17 protein-coding genes are annotated in these 22,607 nt (G+C 66.9%); 6 read left to right on the top strand and 11 right to left on the bottom strand.

Annotated elements, in window-relative coordinates; all coding sequences use genetic code 11:
* Nucleotides 1-34: 34 nt before the first annotated feature.
* Together guaD and D187_RS44975 are read right to left on the bottom strand one after the other, a co-directional pair.
* Nucleotides 35-1,297, bottom strand: coding sequence for a guanine deaminase (gene guaD / locus D187_RS44970; protein WP_043434972.1), 1,263 nt, complete (start codon nt 1,295-1,297; stop codon nt 35-37).
* Nucleotides 1,298-1,434: 137 nt separating this feature from the next.
* Entirely contained in the window at nt 1,435-2,175 is a 741-nt protein-coding gene (locus D187_RS44975) for an SDR family NAD(P)-dependent oxidoreductase (protein ID WP_002628376.1), read from the bottom strand.
* 66 nt (nt 2,176-2,241) lie between these two features.
* On the opposite strand from D187_RS44975, the gene D187_RS44980 reads away from it, so the two are divergent.
* Nucleotides 2,242-2,874, top strand: coding sequence for a TetR/AcrR family transcriptional regulator (locus D187_RS44980; protein WP_002628375.1), 633 nt, complete (start codon nt 2,242-2,244; stop codon nt 2,872-2,874).
* 44 nt (nt 2,875-2,918) lie between these two features.
* Here D187_RS44980 and D187_RS44985 read toward each other — a convergent pair whose 3' ends face one another.
* Nucleotides 2,919-3,734, bottom strand: coding sequence for an SDR family NAD(P)-dependent oxidoreductase (locus tag D187_RS44985; protein ID WP_002628374.1), 816 nt, complete (start codon nt 3,732-3,734; stop codon nt 2,919-2,921).
* Between the two features lie 197 nt (nt 3,735-3,931).
* Between D187_RS44985 and D187_RS44990 the strand changes: the two genes are divergently transcribed.
* From D187_RS44990 to D187_RS45000, 3 genes are all read left to right on the top strand, one after another.
* Nucleotides 3,932-4,711, top strand: coding sequence for an N-acyl homoserine lactonase family protein (locus D187_RS44990; RefSeq protein WP_002628373.1), 780 nt, complete (start codon nt 3,932-3,934; stop codon nt 4,709-4,711).
* 67 nt (nt 4,712-4,778) lie between these two features.
* On the top strand, nt 4,779-5,360 hold the full coding sequence (locus tag D187_RS44995; protein WP_002628372.1) for a regulatory protein RecX: 582 nt from the start codon (nt 4,779-4,781) through the stop codon (nt 5,358-5,360).
* 161 nt (nt 5,361-5,521) lie between these two features.
* Nucleotides 5,522-7,312, top strand: a complete 1,791-nt coding sequence (locus tag D187_RS45000) for a carbohydrate-binding protein (protein WP_043434976.1) — start codon at nt 5,522-5,524, stop codon at nt 7,310-7,312.
* 13 nt (nt 7,313-7,325) lie between these two features.
* Here D187_RS45000 and D187_RS45005 read toward each other — a convergent pair whose 3' ends face one another.
* The 3 genes from D187_RS45005 to D187_RS45015 all read right to left on the bottom strand — a co-directional run bounded on the left by D187_RS45005 (nt 7,326) and on the right by D187_RS45015 (nt 10,134).
* Nucleotides 7,326-7,847 (bottom strand): GNAT family N-acetyltransferase, encoded by a 522-nt coding sequence (locus D187_RS45005; RefSeq protein ID WP_076606352.1) that lies wholly within the window; start codon nt 7,845-7,847, stop codon nt 7,326-7,328.
* 20 nt (nt 7,848-7,867) lie between these two features.
* Nucleotides 7,868-8,692 (bottom strand): TrmB family transcriptional regulator, encoded by an 825-nt coding sequence (locus D187_RS45010; RefSeq protein WP_002628369.1) that lies wholly within the window; start codon nt 8,690-8,692, stop codon nt 7,868-7,870.
* A 221-nt stretch (nt 8,693-8,913) separates the two neighbouring features.
* Nucleotides 8,914-10,134 (bottom strand): cytochrome P450, encoded by a 1,221-nt coding sequence (locus D187_RS45015; RefSeq protein WP_002628368.1) that lies wholly within the window; start codon nt 10,132-10,134, stop codon nt 8,914-8,916.
* 218 nt (nt 10,135-10,352) lie between these two features.
* On the opposite strand from D187_RS45015, the gene D187_RS45020 reads away from it, so the two are divergent.
* Nucleotides 10,353-10,799 (top strand): hypothetical protein, encoded by a 447-nt coding sequence (locus D187_RS45020; protein ID WP_002628366.1) that lies wholly within the window; start codon nt 10,353-10,355, stop codon nt 10,797-10,799.
* A 12-nt stretch (nt 10,800-10,811) separates the two neighbouring features.
* Here D187_RS45020 and solA read toward each other — a convergent pair whose 3' ends face one another.
* The 3 genes from solA to D187_RS57305 form a co-directional block, all read right to left on the bottom strand.
* Nucleotides 10,812-11,933, bottom strand: a complete 1,122-nt coding sequence (gene solA, locus D187_RS45025; RefSeq protein WP_020918711.1) for an N-methyl-L-tryptophan oxidase — start codon at nt 11,931-11,933, stop codon at nt 10,812-10,814.
* Between the two features lie 51 nt (nt 11,934-11,984).
* Nucleotides 11,985-12,407 carry an iron chaperone gene (locus tag D187_RS45030; protein ID WP_002628364.1) on the bottom strand — a complete coding sequence of 141 codons (423 nt, stop codon included), beginning with the start codon at nt 12,405-12,407 and terminating at the stop codon, nt 11,985-11,987.
* Between the two features lie 293 nt (nt 12,408-12,700).
* A complete protein-coding gene (locus D187_RS57305) occupies nt 12,701-13,513 on the bottom strand; it encodes a hypothetical protein (RefSeq protein ID WP_211241656.1) in 813 nt (270 codons plus the stop codon).
* Between the two features lie 533 nt (nt 13,514-14,046).
* Between D187_RS57305 and D187_RS45040 the strand changes: the two genes are divergently transcribed.
* Nucleotides 14,047-16,794 carry a choice-of-anchor A family protein gene (locus D187_RS45040; protein ID WP_245591992.1) on the top strand — a complete coding sequence of 916 codons (2,748 nt, stop codon included), beginning with the start codon at nt 14,047-14,049 and terminating at the stop codon, nt 16,792-16,794.
* A 98-nt stretch (nt 16,795-16,892) separates the two neighbouring features.
* On the opposite strand, the gene D187_RS45045 is transcribed toward D187_RS45040, so the two are convergent.
* Together D187_RS45045 and D187_RS45050 are read right to left on the bottom strand one after the other, a co-directional pair.
* Entirely contained in the window at nt 16,893-19,055 is a 2,163-nt protein-coding gene (locus D187_RS45045) for an Ig-like domain-containing protein (protein WP_002628361.1), read from the bottom strand.
* 266 nt (nt 19,056-19,321) lie between these two features.
* Nucleotides 19,322-22,180, bottom strand: a complete 2,859-nt coding sequence (locus D187_RS45050; protein ID WP_020918713.1) for a TIM-barrel domain-containing protein — start codon at nt 22,178-22,180, stop codon at nt 19,322-19,324.
* Between the last annotated feature and the right edge of the window lie 427 nt (nt 22,181-22,607).

Genomic DNA, 22,607 nt, shown 5'->3' on the forward strand with positions numbered 1-22,607 from the left:
ATGGAGGCAGGCCGGTCGCTGCCTCCTTCTCCTGCTAATCCTCGCTCCGGTGGGTCGGCGTCAAGCGTTGGCCCCGGACGTAGGTGGCGCGCACGGGCCCCGCGTCATGTTGGAACAACAACGCGTCGAACAGTCCCTCTGGCCCTACGTGCGCGGGGACGTTCAGCGCCACCAGGTCCGCCTCGTAGCCAGGGGCGATCCGCCCCACCTGTGCACCCAGCCCCAGCGCGATCGCTCCTCCGGTGGTGGCGCGCCACAGCAGTGCCTCCGGTGACACCGGTGCCTGGAGGATGAGCGCCGCGTCATATGCGCTCGCCGCCACCCGACGCATCGAGAAGGTCCGCCCAGCCCCCATGTCCGTGGCCAGGCCCACCCGGATACCCCGGTGGATCGCTTGCCGCAGCGGCATGCATCCGCTGTTCAGGAAGAAGTTGCTGTCCGGGCAGTGCGCGACGACGGCGTCGTGGCGCGCCATTCGATCCCACTCTCCTTCCGACAGCCACACACAATGGGCGAACAGGGAGTGGTTGCCCACCAGGCCGTGATCCTCGTACACGCCCAGGTAGTCGGTCGAGGCGGGAAAGGCCGCCGCCGTGGCGTGCAACTCCTCCCGGTTTTCCGCCAGGTGGGTTTGAATCCACAGCCCGTGGCGCTCGGCCAGCCGGGCGGCCCCCCGCAGCAACTCCGGGGTACAGCTCAGCCCGAATCGAGGCGTCACGCAAAAGCGGAGCCGGTTCTTGTCGCGGCCGTGCCAGCGGTCGATCAGGACGGAGCAGGCTTCCAGGGCGGCGGCCGGTTCCTGCAGCAGCATCGCCGGAGCGGACCTGTCCATCAGGGTCAATCCGGTGAGGCCTCGCAGGCCGCGCCGATCCAGCTCGGCGAACAGCGCATCCGTGGCATCGAAGTGGCTGGAACTGAAGATGGCGGCGCAGGTGGTGCCCTGGGCGATCAGGGCATCACAGAACTCTCTTGCCACCTGCTCGGCGTAGGCCCGCTCAGCAAAGCGCGCCTCCTCTGGAAACACCGACCGCTCCAGCCACTGCAGCAATGGGCCACTGGCGCTGCCGAGCATCCGCGTCTGCGGAAAATGGATGTGCGTATCGATGAAGCCAGGCAGGAGAACAGCCCCGGGGTGCGTTTCCGGGATGCGGCAGTCGCTGGGGGCGGCCCGTACCGACTGGATGAGTCCATGCGCATCCAGTTCAATCAACGCATCTGGAACCAGCTCGAAGCGTGCATTGTTTTGCTCGGGACAGAGAAGACGGCCGCGCAGGGTGCGAAGTGTGGGTTCCGACAAGAGCGTGACTCCTGGATGGTGGCTCGGCATTCATTATGCTCCAGAATGACGGGCGCCAAGCAGGGATCGGCATGCGGCTGTGCGCGGAGACATCCTCGAGTTCCGCGCCCCGGCCCCCGCTGTCCAGGACGCCTGGTTCAGGCGTTCTGTCCCCCATCGATCGTGAGGCTGGTACCCGTCACATGAGCGGCGTCCGGCCCGGCGAGGAACGCGACCGCGGCCGCGATGTCCTCTGGCTTGCCATAGTGGCCCAAGGAGATGAGCCCGCGCTGCATCTCGGCTCTCGGTCCTTGCGCCGGGTTCATGTCCGTGTCGGTCGAGCCTGGGTTGACCAGGGTCACGGCGATCCCCCGTGGTCCCAGCTCCCGCGACACGCCCTTGGTCAGCGCAATCAACGCCGATTTGGTCATGGAGTACACCGAGACGCCACCGTAGGCCACGCGCTCGGCGAGATTGCTGCCGATGTTGATGATGCGACCGCCGCGAGGCAGGTGCGGGATCGCCGCCCGCGTGGCCAACACGACCGCCCGGATGTTCACGTTCAAGAGCGCGTCGATGTCCTCGAGCGTCATCTGCTCGAGCGGACCCCCCCGGGCGATGCCCGCGTTGTTGACGAGGATGTCCAGACCGCCCAACCGTTCGACCGTCGCCGAGACGGAATGCTGAACAGCCGCGGGATCAGCACTGTCGGCCTGGAGCGCGATGACCTTCCTCCCGAGCCCCTCGATCTCTCGCGCGAGCGCCTGGGCTGTCTCGGCCGAGCGCTGATAGGTGAAGGCAATGTCCGCACCCTCCGCCGCGAGCCTTCGCACGATCGCCGCACCGATTCCTCGACTGCCCCCGGTGACGAGCGCCTTCTTGCCAGCAAGCTTCGACATGGTGTTCCCTTTTTGTGATGGTCGACACAAAATGCTCGGCGAAGGTACGAACGTCAAGAGGCTTCTGTGCCGACCACTACAGAAAAGAAGGCGCCCAAGCGGGGCCGCCCAAGAGAGTTCGACCGGGAGGCGGCGCTGTGCGCCGCCATGGAGCTGTTCTGGCGCAAGGGCTACACCGCGACGTCCATCTCGGAGCTGTGCGCCGCCATGGGGATCAACTCGCCCAGCCTCTACGCGGCGTTCGGCGGCAAGGAAGCCCTCTATGAGGCGGCCATCCGCCAGTACCAGGAGACGCTTGGTCCCTTCGTCTGGGGCGGGTTCTCCGAGGCTCCGACCGCGCGCGAGGCGATCGAGGCCTTGCTGCTCAGCTCCGCCGAGGTCCTGCCCAGGCGTGGAAAACCCCTGGGATGCATGGTGACGCTGGCCTCCGCGGGGGATGAGGGGCACGCCGAACTGAAGGCGCTCCTCGTGGAACTACGCGCCCATACCCTCCAGCGCATCCGCGAGCGCCTCGAGCGGGCCATGGCCGAAGGAGAGCTTTCACGCGACGTGGAGCCGCAGCACATCGCGCGGTTCTACGCGGGCGTCCAGCAGGCGATGTCCATCCAGGCCCGTGATGGTGCGACTCGCGAGGACCTGCGGGCCTCGGCTCGGCTCGCCATGAAGGCGTGGAAGACCGTGACGGAAGCGAGCCGATAGGCTCCACCCGGCTCGCTCCCCGTCAGCGCCCCCTCTTCGGGGACTCAGTGACGGCGGCCCGAACCCGGCTCCGACAGGCCCCGGTGAAGCTGCGCCGAGGCGGGCTGAGGCAACACCGAGGCCGCCGCCGCCATCGCCTTGTTCTTCACCGAGCCCGCGACCACCTTGTCCTCGCCCGCCATCAAGGCCTCGAACCCCTGACGCGCGACGAGCTCCGCGCTGTCCTTCTTCTCCGTGCCGACGCGCGTGTCGTCCATGTCGGCGCGGTGGAAGAAGTTGGTTTCGGTCGGGCCCGGCATGAGCGCCGTGATCGTCACGCCGGTGTCCTTGAGCTCGTTGCGCAGGGCCTCGGAGAACGACAGCAGGAAGGACTTGGAGGCGGCATACACGGCCTCGAACGGGCCCGGCATGACGGCGGCGATGGACGAGGTGAACAGGACGCGGCCCGCGCCCCGCGCCACCATGTCCTTGAGCACGCGCTTGGCCAGGTGCACCGAGGACGTGATGTTGAGGTTGATGAGGTTGAGTTCCGCCTTCAGGTCCGTGTCCCGGACGAAGTCACCGCCCACCCCCACTCCGGCGTTGATGGCGATCGCCTCCACCGGACGGCCCACTTCCTGGATCCGCGCGTACAGCGTCTCCACGCCCTCGTACTGGGCGAGGTCCGCCTGCACGCTCCACACCCGGGCACCCAGTTCCTCGAAGGCCCGCGCGGCCTCCACGATGCCCGCGCCCTGTGAGGCGACCAGCAGGTCGAATCCATTCTGGGCGAACTGTCTGGCGAGTTCGTAGCCGATTCCACTCGAGGCGCCCGTCACGACCGCCAGGGGACGAGTCCCCGCCTTGTCGACTTTGGCCATGGCCTTCTCTCCATTGTCAGGGTGTCATGCAGCGCGCTCAATGTTGGGTCACCGACAGGCGCGGACAAGCGAGAGTCCCCAGAGGCGCGAGGACGCGGGGGCGGTTGGCCGGCCGTCTGCCTTCCCTCGGGGAGGCCCCCGCTTGTGCCCACGCGCCCGGAGGGCAACCCTTGAAGGCAAGTCCGGGGAAGAGACCGATGACCGACGTCCGCCGACTCTACATCCTGCTGTGCGGCTACGAGATCCTCCCGAAATCGGTCTCCGTGCGGGGTGCCCCTTCCTCGCTCCTCATGTGCGAGCCGGTCTGTGCCTACCTGCTGGAGACGACGCGCGGATGGGTGCTCTTCGATGCGGGGATTGATTCCGCGCGCTTGAAGGATCCCGTCCAGCGCGAGCGCTTCCTGACCGCTCCGGGCTCGGTGTCGGCCCCCATCGTCCTGCCAGAGCACGAGCTGCTGCCCCAGCTCGCGCGGCTGGGGGTCGCCCCGGAGGACGTCCACGCCGTCATCATCAGCCACACCCACTACGATCACACGGGCCATGTCAAACACTTCACCCGCGCCGCCCTCTACATGCAGCGGCGCGAGTACGAGCATGCCATGGGGGCGCATGGCAACCCGGCCGTGTTCGACGACGATCTGCGGCTGCCCGGACGGCCGTGGCGGCTCGTCGACGGGGACTGGGAACTGATGCCCGGCGTGCGCGGCCTCCTGACCGCCGGCCACATGCCGGGGCATCAATCCCTGCTCGTCGAGTTGCCCCGCGGTGGCACCAAGATCCTCGTCGCCGACGCGGGAGACCTGCGGGAGAACTTCGAGCTGGAGCTGGCTCCGGGAGAATGTCCGGACCCCGCGCAGGGCATCGCCTCCATCCGCAAGCTCAAGGCGCTTCGCGACGCCACGGGGGGCGACCTCGTCCTCTTCCATGACCCCAACGACGTGCATCCACGACCCAGGGCCCCCGACTTCTACGAGTAGCCGCACGCCGGGTCGCCCGGCGAACGAGCCATATCCAGGGTCGGACCCGGGTGTTACATCCCCTCTCATGGATGAGCCGACGGGAAGAGAGCGAGGCCAGCTCCAGGAGAAGCGCAAGCAGCCCCGGAAGGTGTCTCCGCGCTACCTGGAGAACGCCGCGCTGCACTACCTCAAGCGGTACTCGGCCACGGTGAGCCAGCTCAAGACCGTGCTCATGCGCAGGGTGGACAGGTCCCTGCGCTTCCACGGCGGCGAGCGCACCGAGGCGCTCGGTTGGGTGAACGCGCTCGTGGAGAAGCTCGTGCGCAACGGGCTCGTCAACGATCAGGCCTACGCGGAGACGAAGGCCCATTCGCTGCGCGCCTCGGGCCGCAGTGCCCGGGTGATCGCCCAGAAGCTCAAGCTCAAGGGCGTGGCCAAGGAGGTCGTCGCACAGAAGGTGGCCGAGGCCTCCGCGGAGGTGTCCGAGGAGGCGGCCGCGCTCATCTGGGCGCGCAAGAAGCGGCTGGGCCCCTTCCGGCGCGACCTGAAGACCCGGCCGGACAACCGGCAGCGGGATCTCGCCGCCATGGCCCGCGCGGGCTTCTCCTTCGCCATGGCGAAGAAGATCATCGACGGCTCCGCGGACGAGCTTCCCCCTCCCTCCTAGAAGACGTCTGTACAAGAAAATTCCCTTTCAACTAGAAATCATGGTACTCCGTTTAATACGGGAGCGGTATTCTGTCGCGGAGTTCCTGGATTTCACGGGGTGTGAAAGGGTCTTCCATGCCGTTCGTCTCGAGGAGCGTTCCTCCGGGGGCCCGCCCCCGCTTGCTTGCCCTGTGTCTGTGTCTGTCCGGGGCGACGAGCGTCGCGCAGAGCCAGACGCCGTTTGGAGCCAATGGCTTTCCAGGAGTCATCAAGGCCCAGGACTTCGACCAGGGCGGAGAAGGCGTGGCCTATCACGACTCCGACGCGGTCAATTCCCCTGCGTATTACCGGCCGAACGAGGCGGTGGACATCGGCATCCGGGGCTCGGGTACCTACGAGGTCCGCGCTTCTCCGGGTGAATGGCTGGAGTACACGGTCAACGTGGCGCAGGGCGGACGCTACGAGTTGGCCCTCTCCTACTCGCTTCCGAGCGGCACGGGAGAGGTCCGCATCGGCTGGGACGGAGCAAACGAAGTCCCCGTCACCCTTCCGGCCACGGGCGGCCACGGGACATTCCAGAGCTACAAGGTGCCGGTACCCATCGACATCCCCCAGGGCACGCACGTGCTGCGCCTGGCTTTCGTCGGAGGGGATCTCTACGTGAGGCAGCTCAGCTCGGCGCGGCTCGTCGGCCGGGCCTTCTACCTGAGCCGCTCGGGTGCTGGCGCCAAGGATGGGTCCAGTTGGAGCCAGGCGTTCTCGGCGGATCAACTCCAGGCCACCCTGAACCAGACGCTCCAGCCCGGGGACACGCTGTACGTGGCGGGAGGCGTCTACCAGAGCAGTACGCCCTTCTCCTTCTCGCTCACGACGAGCGGAACGGACACGCTGCACAAGAAGGTGGTGGGCGTGGACCTGGGTCAGGGGTTGCCCGTCTTCAAGGGGCTGTGGAATCCGGCCAATCCGGGAGCCTCCGGCAAGAGCCATGCGTTCCTGCGGTTCACGGGCGCGCACTACTGGGACATCGAGCGGCTGAGCGCCGAGAACTACTACTACGGCGTCCGGGCCGACACCTCGTCCCACCTCCAGTTGAGCGAGCTGCACCTGAGCCAGATTCGGGAAGGTCTCGCCTTGAGCCACGTCTCGGACTCGAGGGTGTCGCGGTCCGACGCCCGGAAGTACACCAAGCGCGGAATCCGCTTCATCGAGGACGTGTCCAACCTGCTCGTGGAGGACTTCCTCGCGGATGCCACGCTGGGCGATCCCTCCTGGCCGACGGAAGCCTACCCCTTCGGCGTCTCCATCGAGAATCCCGCGGATCCCACCCTGCCCACCCATGACGTGGTGTTCAACCGCGTCACCGCCCGGAACAACACGTTCACGACCACGTCCACGGGCGACTACCAGAACGGGGACGGCTTCTCGTTGGAGCGCTCGGCCTTCGGCATCTCCTTCTTGAACTCGGCCGCGCTCGACAACACCGACGGTGGCTGGGATGACAAGTCCCAGGCGGCCTACTACGAGAACTGCGTGGCGCTGCGCAACAAGCGCAACTTCCGCCTCTGGAATGACAGCGCCCAGCCCACGACGTTGAACAACGTGTTGAGCGCGTTCGCCCAGAAGCACGACGGCTACTCGACCGCGGGCCTGTGGTCCCAGGGCTACGTGGAGGTGTACGACTCCACGTTCTACGCGAACGCGGGCAGTGAGATCTTGCTCGAGAACAACTCCACCCCCGCGGCGCGCGTGAAGATCGTGAACTCGATCGCCACGGACGCCACGGCCTGTGGAAGCGTGGCCTCCAAGGAGGGCGGCACCACCCTGGAGTGGGTCAACAGCCGGCTGTGCGATGGGGCCACCGCGACCCCGGTGCCGCTCCGGGCCCCCCGTGCCGACTGGATGGGAGACCCCGCGGACGCCTTCAACCCCGCGGACGCCTCCGTCCTCCAGGGCTACCGGCCCGCGCCCTGAGTCCCTCCACCCTTCAGGGCAGGTCGCGCTCCAACAGCAGGTTCACGAGCGGAACGCTGTAGCGGTCGTCGGGAAGGCGGTCGACGATGCGGAAGCCCGCGCTCAGGTAGAGCCCAAGCGACTGTGGCAGCCCCTCGACCGTCCAGAGATAGACGCGCGAGAAGCCCGCGGCACGGCAGAACTCCAGCGCGCGCCGCACGAGCTCCTTGCCAATGCCCCGGCCGTGGTACGCCTCTTCGACGATGACCCAGCGCAGGCGCGCCCCCGGCTGATCCGTCTTCGAGCCCGCGACGGCGATGGAACCGACGAGCCGACCGTCGAGGTGGGCCGTCAACAGGAGGTCGCGGCCGGCCTGATAGTGCGCGAGGAACTCGCGCAGCTCCTGCGCCATCATTCCCTCGAACTCGGCGCCCGAGCCCCAGGCCTTGGCGTAGTAGATGCCGTGCAACTCGGCGATCCGGCCCAGGAGGCCCGGCCGGTAGCCCTCGACATACTCGGTTCCCACGTACGCGGTACTCATGTGCTCGGTGCTCATGTGCTCATCTCCCATGGGGGTCATAGGTCCTCGTAGGGGGTGCCCTCGTCCCAGAGCCGCTCGAAGGCGAGGTTCAGCAGGGCGACGGCGCCTCGGTGGCGCAGGGCGACGGCGGTGAAGCTGGGCGGACCGCCCACCGGGTCCTGCATCGAGAGCAGCGCGACCTCGTCGTCGAAGACCTGCATCTTCACCGGCAGGGTGTGGACGATCCGGATCCGCTGCCCCTTCTTGCTCAGCGTGCCCATCCACTCGCGCAGTTCCGGATCGTCCAGGGCCTCTCGCTCGTAGAGCGCGCGGTAGCGCACGCCGCGCTCGAGCGGGACCTGCAGGAAGCGGCGGTTCTGCTCCGAGGAGAGGATGAGGGGGCGCTTGATGAGCGAGTGGACGTGGTGCTTCGCCGCGCTCGCGAGGGCGATGGCCTGCGCGGCGATGCGCGAGGGATCGGCCAGGGCCTCGACGTACTGCAGCGGATCGTTCTCCCCCTTTCCCGACTGGAACAGGGGGCCGAGTTGCGCCGCCAGCGCCAGGGCCACCGCGGCCGTCCGCTCGCGCTCGCGCTCGAGCTCCATGGCTCGCTTCGCGCTGAGCGCGGGCAGGGCCGTCGCCGGATCCGTGGGGAAGAACGTGCGCGGGGTGGTGTCACGCGCGACGCACAGGCCCTTGGCCTCCAGCGAGCGCAGCACGTCGTAGATGCGCTGCCGCGGCACCTTCGCCCGCTCGGCGAGCTCCGTGGAGCCCTGGCCGCTCCGAGAGAGCAACGCGAGGTAGACGCCACTCTCGTAGGCGTTGAGCCCGAGGCCCGCCAGGTCCGTACTCGAAGCCTCCGCCTCTGTCCCTGTCTTCACCGCTGTCGCTCCCGGACGTTGTCGCCGACTTCCCCGACTCAACACCACTGCTCAGTGGTGTCATTCCAAGTAACACCACTCATCAGTGGTGTCAACGTGGGCGGAGCAAGCGCCCCCAGGCTGCGCCCAGGCAGGGGGCCTGCTCTCACGTGAGTGGCGGCAACGCCCGAAGGGCGCGCGGCACGACCCGCGAGGCCGAGCCGCGTGACTCCCACACGCGCCTAGAACCGCACCTGGAGGGTCTTCAGGTTGTGGGACAGGGGCGCCCCCGACTGCCAGTCGGGCTTCTCGTAGGCGGGCCGGGTGTTCGGGAAGCGGCGCAGCAGGATGCGGAAGCACTCATCCGCTTCCATGCGCGCCAGCGCCGCGCCCAGGCAGTAGAAGGACCCCATGCCGAAGCCCAGGTGCCGGTTGGGCTTGCGGGTGATGTCGAAGCGGTCCGGATCCGGGAACACCTCCGGGTCACGGTTGCCCGCCCCCAGGGCCAGGTAGAAGGTCTTGCCCGCCGGGAAGGAGCGGCCACACACCTCCACCGGCTCCGTGCTCACCCGGGAGATGATGCTCGCGGGACCATCGCAGCGCATCATCTCCTCCACCGCCGTGGCCATCAGCTCCGGCCGCGCCTTGAGGAGCTCGAACTGGTCGGGGTGCTCGAAGAGCATCACCAGGCCGTTGGCGATGAGGTTGGCGGTCGTCTCGTGCCCGGCGAAGAGCAGGAGCACGCAGTTGGACACGATCTCCTCCTCGCTCAGGGTGCCCTCCTTCGAGGCGGCCAGCAGCACGCTGATGAGATCCTCACGGGGCTCGCGGCGGCGCTCCTCGAGCAGGGGACGCAGGTAGTCCTGCATCTCCAGGACGCTGCGCTGGGAGCGGCGCAACTGGTGGATGTCCGAGCGCCCGAAGAGCGCGGTGATGTCACGCGACCACGCCTGCAGCTTCTCCCGGTCGCGCGTGGGCATGCCCAACATCTCGGCGATGACGTTGGCGGGCAGCGGATACGCCAACGCCTCCACCACATCCATGCGGCCCCGCGACTCGACCGCGTCGAGCAGCTCCTCGGTGATCTGCCGCACGCGCGGGCGAAGCGCATCCACGGTGCCGGGCGTGAAGTAGCGCTTGAGCAGGAGCTGGAAGCGCAGGTGATCCTGCTCGTTGGTGTGGCCCATCCACAGCTGGATGGACTGGCGCACCGGGAGCAACTCCTGCTGCTGCTCCGGAGTCAGCAGATCCATCCAGTTCGCCATGTTGGAGGAGGCCAGGCGCCGGTCCTTCAACGCCGCGAGGATGTCCGCGTAGCGCGTGAGCACATAGGCATTGAGCTGGGGGCTCCAGATCAACGGATTCTCGGCGCGGATCCGATGCAGCGTGGGCATCGGGTTCGCCATCATCTCCGGCGTGAACAGATCGTAGGTCGGAAGCGTGGAAGCGGTGGTCGTCGTCATGGCGGAAGTCTCCATCCAGGGGCAGTTCGGGTAAAGCGTGAAGAGGAGGAAGTTTTTCCATACGGTCAAATCTTATTGACCGCATGGATGGTTCCCCGCCCGCCGAGCGGCCCGGCGAACTGTTCACCCGGAACCTCCGCATCACCCTCGAGCGCGAAAGACATCCCTCCGCATGACTGGCAAACCCTCATGCGGTGGTTGCTCGAAAGGGAGGACACATGCGCAAGCTGATGGTGACGGCGGTGGCGGTGCTCGGAGTGGCAGTGGGCTACCCGGCGGCGGAGGCGAAGAACGCGCCGCAGGAGTCGGGCGCGGCCCAGATGCAGCAACAGACGACGGGGACGGAGAACAAGGCGCAAGACAGCCAGATGGCGGGCAAGTCCGACGCCAAGACGCAGGAGGTGATGGGGAAGGTCGAATCCGTGTCGGGTGACAGCCTGTCAATCCGGATCCCCAGCAAGGCCAACCGCAAGATGGACCGCCTCAAGGCGGACGCGCAGTCCAAGATCGTCAAGGACGCCCGGCCCGCGACCATCTCCGAGTTGAAGGAAGGTGACGAGGTCCGCGTCTCCTACAAGATCGTCGGCAACGAGCGGCACCTCATCAGCGTGGACGCCACCTCGGCGAAGGCCCCCGCTCCAACTCCCGAGAAGAAGGCCCCGTAACCGCCCGCGGGCTCACACGAAGCGGGCCAGGGCGAAGCGCGACAGATCCCAGGGCACCCGCTGGTCCGTGGCCATCCAGGCCGCGATCCGGCCGAGCAGCACGGTGAACTTGAAGCCGTGTCCGCTCAGTCCCCCCACCACCGTCACCCGGGGCTCTCCGGGCAGCCTGTCCACCACGAAGTCGTGGTCCGGCGTCATCGTGTAGAGGCACACCTTCTCGAACGCCACGCGCGGCGACAGCCCGGGCAAGTGCTCCGCGCAGGCCCGGCGCAGGGGCTCTCGGTCCGACTCGTGAACTTCCCGGTCCACCCGGTGGGGCTCGGTGGACGAACCCGGCTCATGCAGCGCCACCTTCACGCCGGGCAGGTGTTCGTCGTGTGGGAAGCCGTAGAAGTTCGTGCCGAAGTCGATCCACACCGGGAAGCGATCCGCGCTGAAGCGCGCGAGCGGCTCCGTCGGCTCGAAGTGACAGTACACCTGCCGCGTCACCGTGAACGGCAGCGGCACCACCCTCGCCAGCAGGCGGGCCGTCCAGGGCCCCGCGCAGACCACCACCCGGTCGAACTCGAGCACCTCGCCCCCCGCGAGCACGAGGGCGACGCCGCGCGCCCGGGGCTCGAGGGCCTCCACACGCGTGCCCGCGCGCACCTGGGCCCCATGCGCCGACGCGAGGCGGAGCTGCGCGCGCACGCACGCGGAGGCCCGGAGGAAGCCCGCCTCGGGCTCGAACACCCCCGCCTCCCCTTCCCGCAGCCGGAAGCCGGGGAACTTCCGCGCGCACGCGGTGGGATCCAACTCCTCGAAGGAAACCTGGTTGTCCGCGAGCGCCCGGCGGATGGCGCTCAGGTCCGGGTGTCCCTCCGGGGCGAAGAACAGGCCGCCCGTGCGCGCGAAGAGCTTCTCCCCCGCCTCGCGCTCCAGCTCTGCCCAGAGCGGGTAGGCCTCGCCCATCAGTGACGTGTAGAAACCATCCGGGTACGTCTTGCGGATGATGCGCGAGGAGCCATACGAGCTGCCCTGATCATGGTCGGGCGTGAATTGCTCCACGACGGTGACGGCGTGTCCCTCGCGAGCAAGGAACCGCGCCACCGCGCTGCCCACTCCGCCCGCTCCCAGTACGGCGATCCGTGCCATACCGGGCATCCTGCCCCAGCCCGCGGCCTCCCGGGAGGGGCTGATCGAGCTTCATCGCCGCTTCGCGACGTGGGCGACGATCCGCTCGATGAGGGCGTACGGGATGGGTGCGTTGAGGGGGAACTTGATCGTGTCCTTGGCGTCGCGATAGGGCTCGAGCGCCTCCTCGATCGGGTCGTCGGAGCGGTAGATGGGATAGAGCCCGATGTGGCGCTTCCAGGCCGCGAAATACACGGCGTGCCGCTCGTCGAGCATGAGCGCGGGCATCCCGTACTTGATCTTCTCTTCCGCCTTGGGCAGCACCTTGCGGATGGACTTGCGCACCTTCTTGAGGATGACCTGCACGTCCTCGGGGAACGAGGCGATGTAGTCGTCGATGGTCGAGGACTTGGGCGCCTGCTCGTCCTTTCCCGGCCGGAAGCGCGCCGCGCGGGTCGTTGTAGGAACCGTACATGTCTTCCTTCTTTCAGCCACGCCGTCATTTCGGACTGGCTCGGCTGCTCGATGGCTTGGCCCTGCTCATCGAGGCGAAGGCTGAGACCCTCGAGCGATAGCACGTGTGCCATCCGCGGCGCTACTCGCGGGATTCAGCAGATGCGTCTGGCACATCTCGTCTGCTCCGCCACAAAAGCGGCGTAGGCACACACGCTCGGCGCGAGGTGTACTCGAGCCGAGCGCAGACCAGCGGGAGCAAGGTCGCATGGACCCCCAAGGGGTCGCCATCAAGCAGGATCCCACGAAATGGCGAGCAGCTCCAGCATGGCCCGTCAGATGCCGGCGGAAGCCAACTCAATCGCGCTTCGCCAGTTCAGCGCGGCGGAATTGACGCATGCCTTGTATTGCCGGTCCTTCGAGACACCGGTGACGTAAGCCACGATCGATTGCACGCTCTTGGCCACGTAGGACCATCCCGGAACCCAACCCACCGGTTTGGGCACCAGGCTGAACGCCGCCGAGCACTCCATGATTTCGTAGGTCACGGTTCCCAGGATGTCGCCCACCTCGGCATTCATATCCCAGCTGGCTGCCAGCGACGCGTTCCAGATCGAAGCGGCTACCTTTCGCAGCTCCACCTGGTCGCTGGGGCTCGGGGTACCCGCGGTGACCTGCGGCAGGTTGGCAGGTGCCCTGGCCGCCGGGTTCGCCTCCAGGATGACGTCCACAGGCGGGCCGAAACGCAGTGCCCATACTGCGATGGCAGGATGAGTCCGACCGCCCAGGTCACCGAAGTAGATGACATTGCCGCGCTTCGCGTCGAAATACGCGGCATAGGTCCGGCCGTCGGCATAGTGAACGAATGCCGCCGCATGTTGCCCGGGATGGCCGACCCGCCAGCCGTCCAGGAAGATGCCGCCGTCCTTCAGGAGAACGGGGCTTGCGGTGGCCGTGAAGTTTTCGACGAACGCGTCGTGGTGGTTACCCAGAAGTTGACGCACGTCATGTTCGGCGCCCTCGCTACCGAGGGCGTCTGTCAACGAACGCGTCTGGCCCGAGGGGATGCCCGCAGCCCAGCAGGGCACCATGAACACGTAGACAATCAAAGCGCAGACGGCGTTTAGACCAAACTTTCGGACTCGCATCTCATTCTCCTCCATGTGAACTGACCGGGACGTATGCCACGTCTGGCTCAAACCGACCTGATGCTTCGGCGGCGCCGGGCGGTGGCGCCGCAATCAGATCAAATGACGATCACCAGGTCAAGCCATGGGCGTCCGACTTCGTCGTGGAAAGCGCGGTGACCGACGCGTCCCCCTGAGCCCGATCTTGTCTGACGATTGGCACAATCCCATGAACAGAGACTGCATGAAGTCACGACCTGTCACGGCCTGTCACGGCATCCCCTCCCCTCGGCCCGCGGCACAGCCAATGCGACGGATATCAACGCTCTCATACACCCCGCGGTCTAGGTACACATTACACGGGACGCTCTACATACATAGAGTCCAACCCCACCCAGCTCTCGCTCGAAAGAGCAGGAGACATCCACATGATACCGCGAAGAACCCATTCCGTCGTCAGACCTGTCTTTTTCGTTTTCGCGCTCGGCTTGCTGCATTGGGGGTGCACGACCCGCCTCGATGAGCAGAAGGAGCGGTCTCCCCCAAAACACTCGGTGGGCCAGACCCGAGCGCCGCTGGTGGGCAATGGCGATTTCGAGAATGGCGACCTGAGCAACTGGACCGTGGGCACCCATTACAACCCAGGCCTGAGCGCCGTCCCGCCCACCAGCCTTTCCGATTTGAGTCTCCTGGGTACGGGAGCCCACCTGACCTTCGCGGTGAATGGGGCGCCGGAAACGCAGATCCCGGTGGGCCTCAGTGCCGGGTCGACCCTCCGCTACCCGCGCTACGGACAGTGGGCGGCGGTGGTCAATCAAAACGGCTCGAGCAACAACACCAACAGCTTGAGCCAGACCTTCCGGATCACCAATTCAGACATCGATCCGGCGGATGGGAAATTCCACCTCCGCTTCGCGCTCGCGCCGGTCTTCGAGGATCCCGGGCACCTGGCCCGTGATCAGCCCTACTTCTACGTCGTGGTGCACAACACCACGAGGAACAAACAATTGTTCTCGAAGTTCGAATACTCGAACCAACCCGGTGTCCCGTGGAAGACGGACCCCTCGAGCCAGGTGCTCTATACAGACTGGAAAATCTTCGATTTCGCTCCCAATGCCGCGGACATCGACGTCGGAGATCAGCTAGAACTCACGGTCGTCGCCGCCGGGTGTTCACAAGGAGGCCACTTCGGCCACGTCTATGTGGATGGGTTTGGCGCCTTCCTCCCCGGGCTGTCGATCTCCGCGAGTGCACCCTCTCAAGCCAATGCTGGCGACGCCTTGACCTATACCTATCTGGTGAGCAATTCGGGTCCGGACACGGCGACCCATGTCATCGTCGACCAGCCCCTGCCGGCGAATACCACCTTCGTGGGACTCAATGCGCCGGGCGCAGTCTGCACGGTCCCCGCGGTGGGTGCTCAGGGCACGGTCTCCTGCGACCTGGGCACGCTCAATCCCGCCGCGAGCACGACCTTCCAACTGACCGTGCGGATCGATCCGGGAGCCACGGGGACCGTGAGCAACGGCAACTACACGGTCCGGGATGACAGGACTTCTGCCCTCCTCGGGCCCCTGGTCGAGACGCTCATCACCCAGGGTATGGTGTTCGCGGACCTGGCAATCACCAAGAGCGATGGTGTGGCCGCAGCCGGTTGGGGCCAGACCCTTCAATACCTCATCGAGGTCACCAATCACGGGCCCGCGGCGGTGAACGACGCGCACGTCATGGATACCCTGCCGGCCCAGCTCACCTCCGCCACCTGGACTTGCACCGCCTCCCACGGCGGCGTCTGCGCCACGCCGACGGGCACGGATGACATCGATGCGAAGGTCCACCTGCCGGTCAACGGCAAGGCCATCTTCAGCTTGAGCGCGACCGTCGTCAGCGGTTCCGGAACTGGCCGCCTCTCCAACCTGGCCTCCGTCACCGTCCCCGAGGGAGTCATCGACAACGACAGCACCAACAACCAGGGCGTCGACACGGACTCGATCGGGAATCTGCATCTGCTCACCGTGAGCAAGGACCCGGCTTCCAGTGGGACGGGCCTCGTGGTCACCAGTCCGGCGGCCATCTCCTGCGACGCGGCCTGCGCCCGGGCGACCGCGCAATTCCTGGAAGGAACCCTGGTGAGTGTCACCGCGACCGCCGCGCCGGGTGACACCTTCGTCGGATGGACGGGGGCCTGCACCGGCTCCGCCAACCCGTGCGACGTCACCATCACCGCGGACACGGTCCTCACCGCGCTGTTCACCTCGCCCAGAGCTCCCACGGGGAGCACCTGCTCGAGCGCGACTAACTGTCTCAGCGGCTCCTGCGTGGATGGGGTTTGCTGCAACACCAGTTGCACGGAGCAGTGCATGGCCTGCAACGTCCCGGGGTCGGTCGGAACGTGTTCGCCGGTCACCGGGGCCCCGGTGGGAGACCGTCCCGCGTGCGCCGCCGGAGACTCCGTCTGTGGCGGAAGCTGCGACGGCACGGGAGCGAGTTGCTCCCATCCCACCTCGAATATCGTCGTCCGCCAGCCCACGACGGGCGCCTGCTGCCTGAACGTCGACCTGAATGACTACAACCTGTTCTTGCGCGAGGATTACAGCGGGGGACACGATGTCGTGGGCAAGGTGGCGGCGGGTGGCAACATCACCCTGACGAACTTCTCGGTGGGATGGGGATTGCCGGGCAACGACATCTCCAACACACTGGTCGCGGGCGGTCTGCTCACCCTCTCGCGCGGAGGCGTCTGGGGTGACGCCCGGTACGCGGGCGGCTACAGCACCAACCAGAGCGTGGTCTTCCCCCGAGGCCACGCGGCCCAGGGCGCGCCCATCGACTTCGCGACCCGGTTCGACGAGCTGCGCGACCTGTCCTCGAGGCTCGACCGCATTCCGGCCAATGGCAGTACGTCGCGTGAGTCCTGGGGTGGCCTCATGTTGAACGGCACCCACCCCGTCTTGAACGTCTTCGACATGAGCGCCAGCGCCTTCACCCGTGCCACACTCTTCGAACTCCACGCACCGGCTGGCTCCTTCGTCGTGGTCAACGTCCGCGGCGCCTCGGCGACCCTTTCCAGGTTCGCCATGCTCTTCAGCGGCGGCATCGATCTGCACCGCGTGCTCTTCAACTTCGTGGATGCGACGAGCATCGATGCCAGCAGCATTGGAATCCAGGGCACGGTGCTGGCGCCCAACGCGCGGGTCACGTTCAATGATGGCGCTTGGGATGGTGGCATCTATGCCCTGTCCCTGACGGGTGATGCCGAGGGTCACATCAACCCCCTGCAAGATCACCAGCTCTGTCCCTGAGCCTCGCACGGTGCCCAGCACCTTCCGTGTAGCCCTTCCCGCGAGCATCCTGGCAAGTGTTGCAGCATGGTTCGCGGCAAGGGCGTACTCGGGGGAGCCTAGCGGAGCACCGTGAGGTCCACGCGGTCCGCGGTGATGACGTATCCGGACGAGCTGGCGTTCTTGCGGCCGGAGACGGTGACCTTGAGGGTATGGGAGCCCGCGCTCAGCACGGGGCTGGTCCACAGCAGCTTCTGCTCCTGGCGGGTGGCGGAATAGAAGTCCACGTCCACCGCCGTGCCGTTGTCCACCGACACCGAGGCGATGCCGTGGTGCGAGGCCGCCGAGCCGTACAGCTTCGCCTGCGTGCCGGAGAAGCGCACCACATAGGAGGAGCCCGTGGTGTTCGAGAAGTGGTCATCGCCCTGGAACTTGCCGGTGCCAGTGCCCTCCTCCCAGGTGCCGGTGTACTCGAACTGCTCCTGGCCCGTGCCCACCACGCTGTCATTGAGCTGCACCACCACGCTCTGCTGAGAGGCCGTCACCGTGACGGTGGCGCTCGTGCCCACGTTGCCGGCGGCATCCACCGCCTTGGCCACCAGCGTGTGCTGGCCCGCGGTAGCGCTCCAGGTGAAGGCGTAGGGCGAGGAACCATCCTCGGCCAGCTTCGCCCCGTCCACCCACAGCTCCACCTTCGCCACGCCCACGTTGTCGCTGGCGGAGGCCTGCACCGTCACGCTGCCCACGGCCACGGTGCCACCGGTGGGCTGGGTGATGGTCACGCTGGGAGCGGTGGTATCGCCGCCCTGCGTCGCTCGCGTCAGGTCCACGCGATCCGCGGTGATGACGTATCCGGACGAGCTGGCGTTCTTGCGGCCGGAGACGGTGACCTTGAGGGTATGGGAGCCCGCGCTCAGCACGGGGCTGGTCCACAGCAGCTTCTGCTCCTGGCGGGAGGTGGAATAGAAGTCCACGTCCACCGCCGTGCCGTTGTCCACCGACACCGAGGCGATGCCGTGGTGCGGGGCCGCCGAGCCGTACAGCTTCGCCTGCGTGCCGGAGAAGCGCACCACGTAGGAGGAGCCCGTGGTGTTCGAGAAGTGGTCATCGCCCTGGAACTTGCCGGTGCCGGTGCCCGCCTCCCAGGTGCCGGTGTACTCGAACTGCTCCTGGCCCGTGCCCACCACGCTGTCATTGAGCTGCACCGAGTCGCCCGTGGGGGGCGGCGGCACCGACGCCAGCGGGTAGTCGCGGATCATCGGGAGCATCGGATCGTTCGGCCCGAAGTTGAGCTCGCAGCTGGTGACGTTCGTCGCCTGCCACGTCCACACGAAGACGCCCGCCGCTCCGCCCGCGAGGTACTGCTGGAACTTCTGGCGCATGGCGTCCCGGCGCTGGGTGCGGTTCGTCCGGCAGCCGCTGTCGGCGGCGTTGATGCCCGTCTCTCCGACGATGAGCGGCTTGTTCAGCGCGTTCATCGCGTTGATGGCGGGCGTGAAGTGCGGCGAGACGATGGTGTTGCCGTTGTTGTAGTCGTAGTCGTACTCGTGGAGGCTGCCCACGTCCACGTTCGGCACGTCGTGGATGGACTGGAACCCGGACTGGCCTCCGTACGCCCACGGCGCCCACGAGCCCGAGCTGATCAGGTGGTTCGGATCGAGCTGCTTGATGGTCGTGCTGACGTCGTTGAAGAAGGCCTTCAGGGTGGTGTTGTCGGTGTCACCCGGCTCGTTGATCAGCTCCCACATGCCCACGGAGGGCGAGTTCGCGAAGCGGGTGACGACCTGCTTCACCCAGGGCACATAGTTGGTCTTGTACCCGCTGGAGTACCACGAGCTCTGCTTGCCGCTGCCGTCCGAGCCGTTGTAGCCGTCCCACTCGCCGCAGTAGCTGCGCCCATCGGCCAGGGTGAGGATCAGCTTCTGGTTGTACTTCTCGGCCGCGGCCACCACCCGCTCCAGGTTCGCCAGGCCCTGAGGCTTGAACGCCCAGGCGCGGGTGAGCCCGTTGGGTCGCAGCCCGGCGAAGAACGCATCGAGCTGCGCGTCGTTGGGGGCCGCGCCGCAGCCCGTCAGCGGGAAGGCGTTCACGCCCACCATCTGGTACGGCGCGCCATTCAGGTACAGCTGCTTGCCCTGGCGGTAGAGGAAGTTGGCCGGCGCCAGCGTGCTCGTGCCCGTGGAGAGCCCCTCCTCGCTCTCCTCCAGGGGCGCGTTGCACGCGGCCAGGAGGGACAACACGAGGAGTCCAGTGAGTCGATGACGGATGGAAAGGGTGTGCATGCGTTGCTCTCGGGTGAGGAAAAGGACCTCGCGGTCTCGCACGGGCCTGGAGCAACCGTAGTGCCAACTCCGTACTTCAATGATTTCGAGTATTTCCGGTGCGCTCTGTTCACGCCCTGTTCGCGCCCTGTCCTCTCCTCAGGACAGGACCTGTTCACTCGAGTGGACAGGTCCGGGGTAGAGCAAACCCGCCTGGAGGCTGTCTGGCTTACCGGCGGGCCCCCGCCATGCGGTGGCGGGGGCGAGGACGAGCATCCCGTGGTCCGCTACGGTGCGATCGTCACGGAGTCGAGGTTGACGTGGCCCGAGTCTCCCGAGCCGTAGACGTAGGCGAGGGTATTGGTGCCCGTGTTCAGCGGGATTCGCGCGGTGTAGGTCGACCAGGAGTTCCAGTCCGCCGTCGCGGGCAGGGTGATCTGGGTGCGCACGCCATTCACCACCATGGAGAGCGTCCGGGCCAGGCCGTCGCCGTTGCTGTACTTCAGGGTCGCGGAGTAGGTGCCCGCCGTGCTGGCCTGCACGGTGAGCGCGGTGCTCGCTCCGGAGTTCCAGTACCCGGCGACGAACCCGCGCCCGGAGTAGCCCGGGTGGTCGTTCAGGGCGAGCGCGCCCGAGGACAGCGCCGCGTCCTCCGCCTCGAGCACTCTCGTCACGGGGGGAGTGGGGGGAGTGCTCGGGGTGCCGTCGACCACGACCGTCCGCGCCACCCCGGCCGCGACGCGCACCGCGGTGTACGGACCGTAGACATCGACCCCCGTCGTCCACCCCTCGCCCGTGGCGGCCTTGAGCGCCGCGAGGTCGCCGTAGCGGGTGGGGGCCGTCCCGTTGATCCGCGCCGCCGTGCCCACCGTGGCGTTGACCTTCACGATGTAGTGGGTGAGCGCCGGGCTGAAGCTGCCGGTCTTCGCCTGGGTCTCCACGGTGACGGAGGTGCTCGTGCGCTGCGCGGTGATGCGCTGCTTGAAGAAGACCCCGTTCTCATAGGCCCGGGTCAGGCCGTCGTCGTCGTAGAGGGTGAACTCGCTCCGGGCCGTGGTGGGGAAGACCTCGAGGTCGATCTGCCTGACAGGCTTCTCGCTCACGTACTGCAGCACCTCCTGGGTCGGGAGGATGGCGCCCGCCTTGACGAACAGCGGGATGTCCTGCCAGGTGGACGCGTTGACCGGGTAGCTGAATGTGAGGGGGCCCGTGTAGACGGAGCCACGGGTGTAGTCGATCCAGGTGCCCGCGGGCAGGTACACCTGCTTGCTGGCCGCACCCTGCTCGACGACAGGCGCCACGAGCAGCGACTCGCCGAACATCCACTCGCTGGTGATGTTCGCGGCGTTCGGATCCGTGGGGTAGTCGTAGAACAGGGGCCGAACCAGACCGAGGCCCGTCTCGTGATTGATCCGCTCATGGGCATACAGGTAGGGCATCAACCGGCTGCGCAGCTCGATCGCGCCCTTGGCCGCGCTCTCCGCGGTGGCCCCGTAGACCCACGGTTGGCGCTGCTTGCCATCTACGCCGTGGACCCGGTAGATGGGCACGAACGCGCCGAACTGCATCCAGCGCGCGTAGTTCTCCGAGGACGGATCCCCGAAGAAGCCGCCGATGTCCATGCCCCATTTGCTCTCGCCGATGTTGATGCTGGTGAGCATGCGGGTGCGCTGATCGGCCATATTGCCGAATCCGGACTCGATGTCGCCGGACCACATGCCGTAGCCGTAGCGCTGGGCGCCGAGGTAGAAGTTGCGGTTGAGCGAGAACACCCGCCGGTCCGAGTAGGCCCGCTGCCCGTCATACAGCGACCGCTGCATGTTGGTGTGCTGGAGGCTGTTGAAGATGAACCCGTTCGCCTCGTCGGCCTCGTCGTTCCACCAGCCCGCGATGCCCCCATCGAACAGCGTCCGGGAGTGCTGCCAATACCAGTCACGGCACGTCTGCTTGGAGAAGTCGACGTCGTTGGCGGGCCGACCGGAGAAGTACTCCATGTAATCCGCCAGGCCCGGGTAGAAGCAGTTGTTGGTGCGCGCCCACTGTCCCTGCGCCGTGATGCCTCCGCCCGCCTTCCCGACGATCACCCGGGGCTTCATGATCCCCATCAACATGACGCCCCTGGCCGCCATGTCCCGGGCGAACGTCCCGGACGCCCCACTGGGGAACTTGTTCGGGTTCACGTTGCCGCTGGCGGAGGTCGAGTTCCACCGGAACTCGCCGTAGTCGTCCTCGCCCCAGGCCTTGAAGTCGAAGTCCAGGGTGAAGGCATCCAGGGGAATCTTCCGATCCCGGTAGCCTTGGACGATCGAAGTGACCTCCGTCTGCGTGGTGCCCCACTCGCTGTTGTTGAGCCCCAGGGCCCACTTGGGGGACATGGCGGGCTTGCCGGAGATCTCCGCGACGCCCGCCATCACCTGCCGGGGCGCACCGACCAGGACGTAGTACGCGACGTTGCGAGTCGACACGCCACTGAACTCCAGGGCGGTGTCGGTGATGGCGAAGTCCCCATCGATGGAGTCCACCAGCAACCCATAACGGTTGGTGAAGGCGAGCGGAGCCCCACCGTCCCCCTGCATGTTGGCGTTGACCCGGCCGCCGTCGTTGCGCTGCATGCCCTCGGCGAGGTTCTGCTTGGGATCCTTCTCGGCCCAGGGCACCGGGTTGCCGGTGATGCCGTAGAACGCCTGTCCGGACGCATGGTTGAACTTCACCCCGTCCGCGTACACACCCTCGGCGGCCTGCTCGCTGAGCACCAGCGCTCCCGTGGCGTCGAAGACGGAGACGCGGGCGGGATTCCGGCTGATCCTCACGGTCAGCTGCGCCGTGGTGACCACGATGGGATTGGACGCCGTGTCGGCGGAGGTGATGTTGCCCGTGGCCCACGTCTTGGCGGGATCAATGACGGCGGTGGGGGGATCGACGACGCCACCGGGGCGGTAGTCCACCTTGACGATGTCCGGGCGCAGGACCTGGACGAGGAGCCTGTCGGCGCCGACGACGAGGGTGAGGGTGTCACCCGAGAGGGACGCACTGGTGACGGACCCAAGGGCGGCCTGAGCGGGCAGGGCCGACAGGCCGATTCCGGCCATGGTGGAGAACAACGTGGCCGCGAGAAACCTCGCTCGGCGGCGGTGGGATTCGAACATGGGACAACCTCCCGGGATGGCAATGGGATGCGCACGACGCAGCGCGCGAAGGCCGAACGGCGGAGCCCGACCGGAGCGGAAAGAAGCCGCGGACGCGCTGCCAGAGTCAGGACCCCCTACCGGGGGTCTCTGGAATCATGACACCAGGAAATCATGGTTTCAATTAAAAACCGTTAAAACAACTTTATGGGGAGGAAGGGCGCGCCAGGGGAGCCGCCCTCCCCCAGACACATGGCGCAGCGCGTCCACCACGGCGAGCAGTGCGGGTGGCATCCGCCGCCGGGCCCACGCCCACAAGACGAGTCCCCGTTGGGCAACAGCGTCCGATGGCGCCGCCAGTCCCGGCGAGACGGCCTCTCGATGGTCGTCGCTTGTTGGCCCATCACCCTGCCGGGGAACGTGCCCAGGTGAGTTGGGATGCTATCCT

This window comes from Cystobacter fuscus DSM 2262 (genome assembly GCF_000335475.2).
GTDB classification, from domain to species: Bacteria; Myxococcota; Myxococcia; order Myxococcales; family Myxococcaceae; genus Cystobacter; species Cystobacter fuscus.

What these genes read in the sequence shown, in the direction of transcription:
- D187_RS45050 (WP_020918713.1), bottom strand. Translation starts at nt 22,180, where the DNA reads ATGTTCGAATCCCACCGCCGCCGAGCGAGGTTTCTCGCGGCCACGTTG.
- solA (WP_020918711.1), bottom strand. Translation starts at nt 11,933, where the DNA reads ATGGCACGGATCGCCGTACTGGGAGCGGGCGGAGTGGGCAGCGCGGTG.
- D187_RS45015 (WP_002628368.1), bottom strand. Translation starts at nt 10,134, where the DNA reads ATGACGACGACCACCGCTTCCACGCTTCCGACCTACGATCTGTTCACG.
- D187_RS44975 (WP_002628376.1), bottom strand. Translation starts at nt 2,175, where the DNA reads ATGTCGAAGCTTGCTGGCAAGAAGGCGCTCGTCACCGGGGGCAGTCGA.
- D187_RS45005 (WP_076606352.1), bottom strand. Translation starts at nt 7,847, where the DNA reads ATGAGCACCGAGCACATGAGTACCGCGTACGTGGGAACCGAGTATGTC.
- D187_RS44985 (WP_002628374.1), bottom strand. Translation starts at nt 3,734, where the DNA reads ATGGCCAAAGTCGACAAGGCGGGGACTCGTCCCCTGGCGGTCGTGACG.
- D187_RS45020 (WP_002628366.1), top strand. Translation starts at nt 10,353, where the DNA reads ATGCGCAAGCTGATGGTGACGGCGGTGGCGGTGCTCGGAGTGGCAGTG.
- D187_RS57305 (WP_211241656.1), bottom strand. Translation starts at nt 13,513, where the DNA reads ATGCGAGTCCGAAAGTTTGGTCTAAACGCCGTCTGCGCTTTGATTGTC.
- D187_RS44995 (WP_002628372.1), top strand. Translation starts at nt 4,779, where the DNA reads ATGGATGAGCCGACGGGAAGAGAGCGAGGCCAGCTCCAGGAGAAGCGC.
- D187_RS44990 (WP_002628373.1), top strand. Translation starts at nt 3,932, where the DNA reads ATGACCGACGTCCGCCGACTCTACATCCTGCTGTGCGGCTACGAGATC.
- D187_RS45045 (WP_002628361.1), bottom strand. Translation starts at nt 19,055, where the DNA reads ATGCACACCCTTTCCATCCGTCATCGACTCACTGGACTCCTCGTGTTG.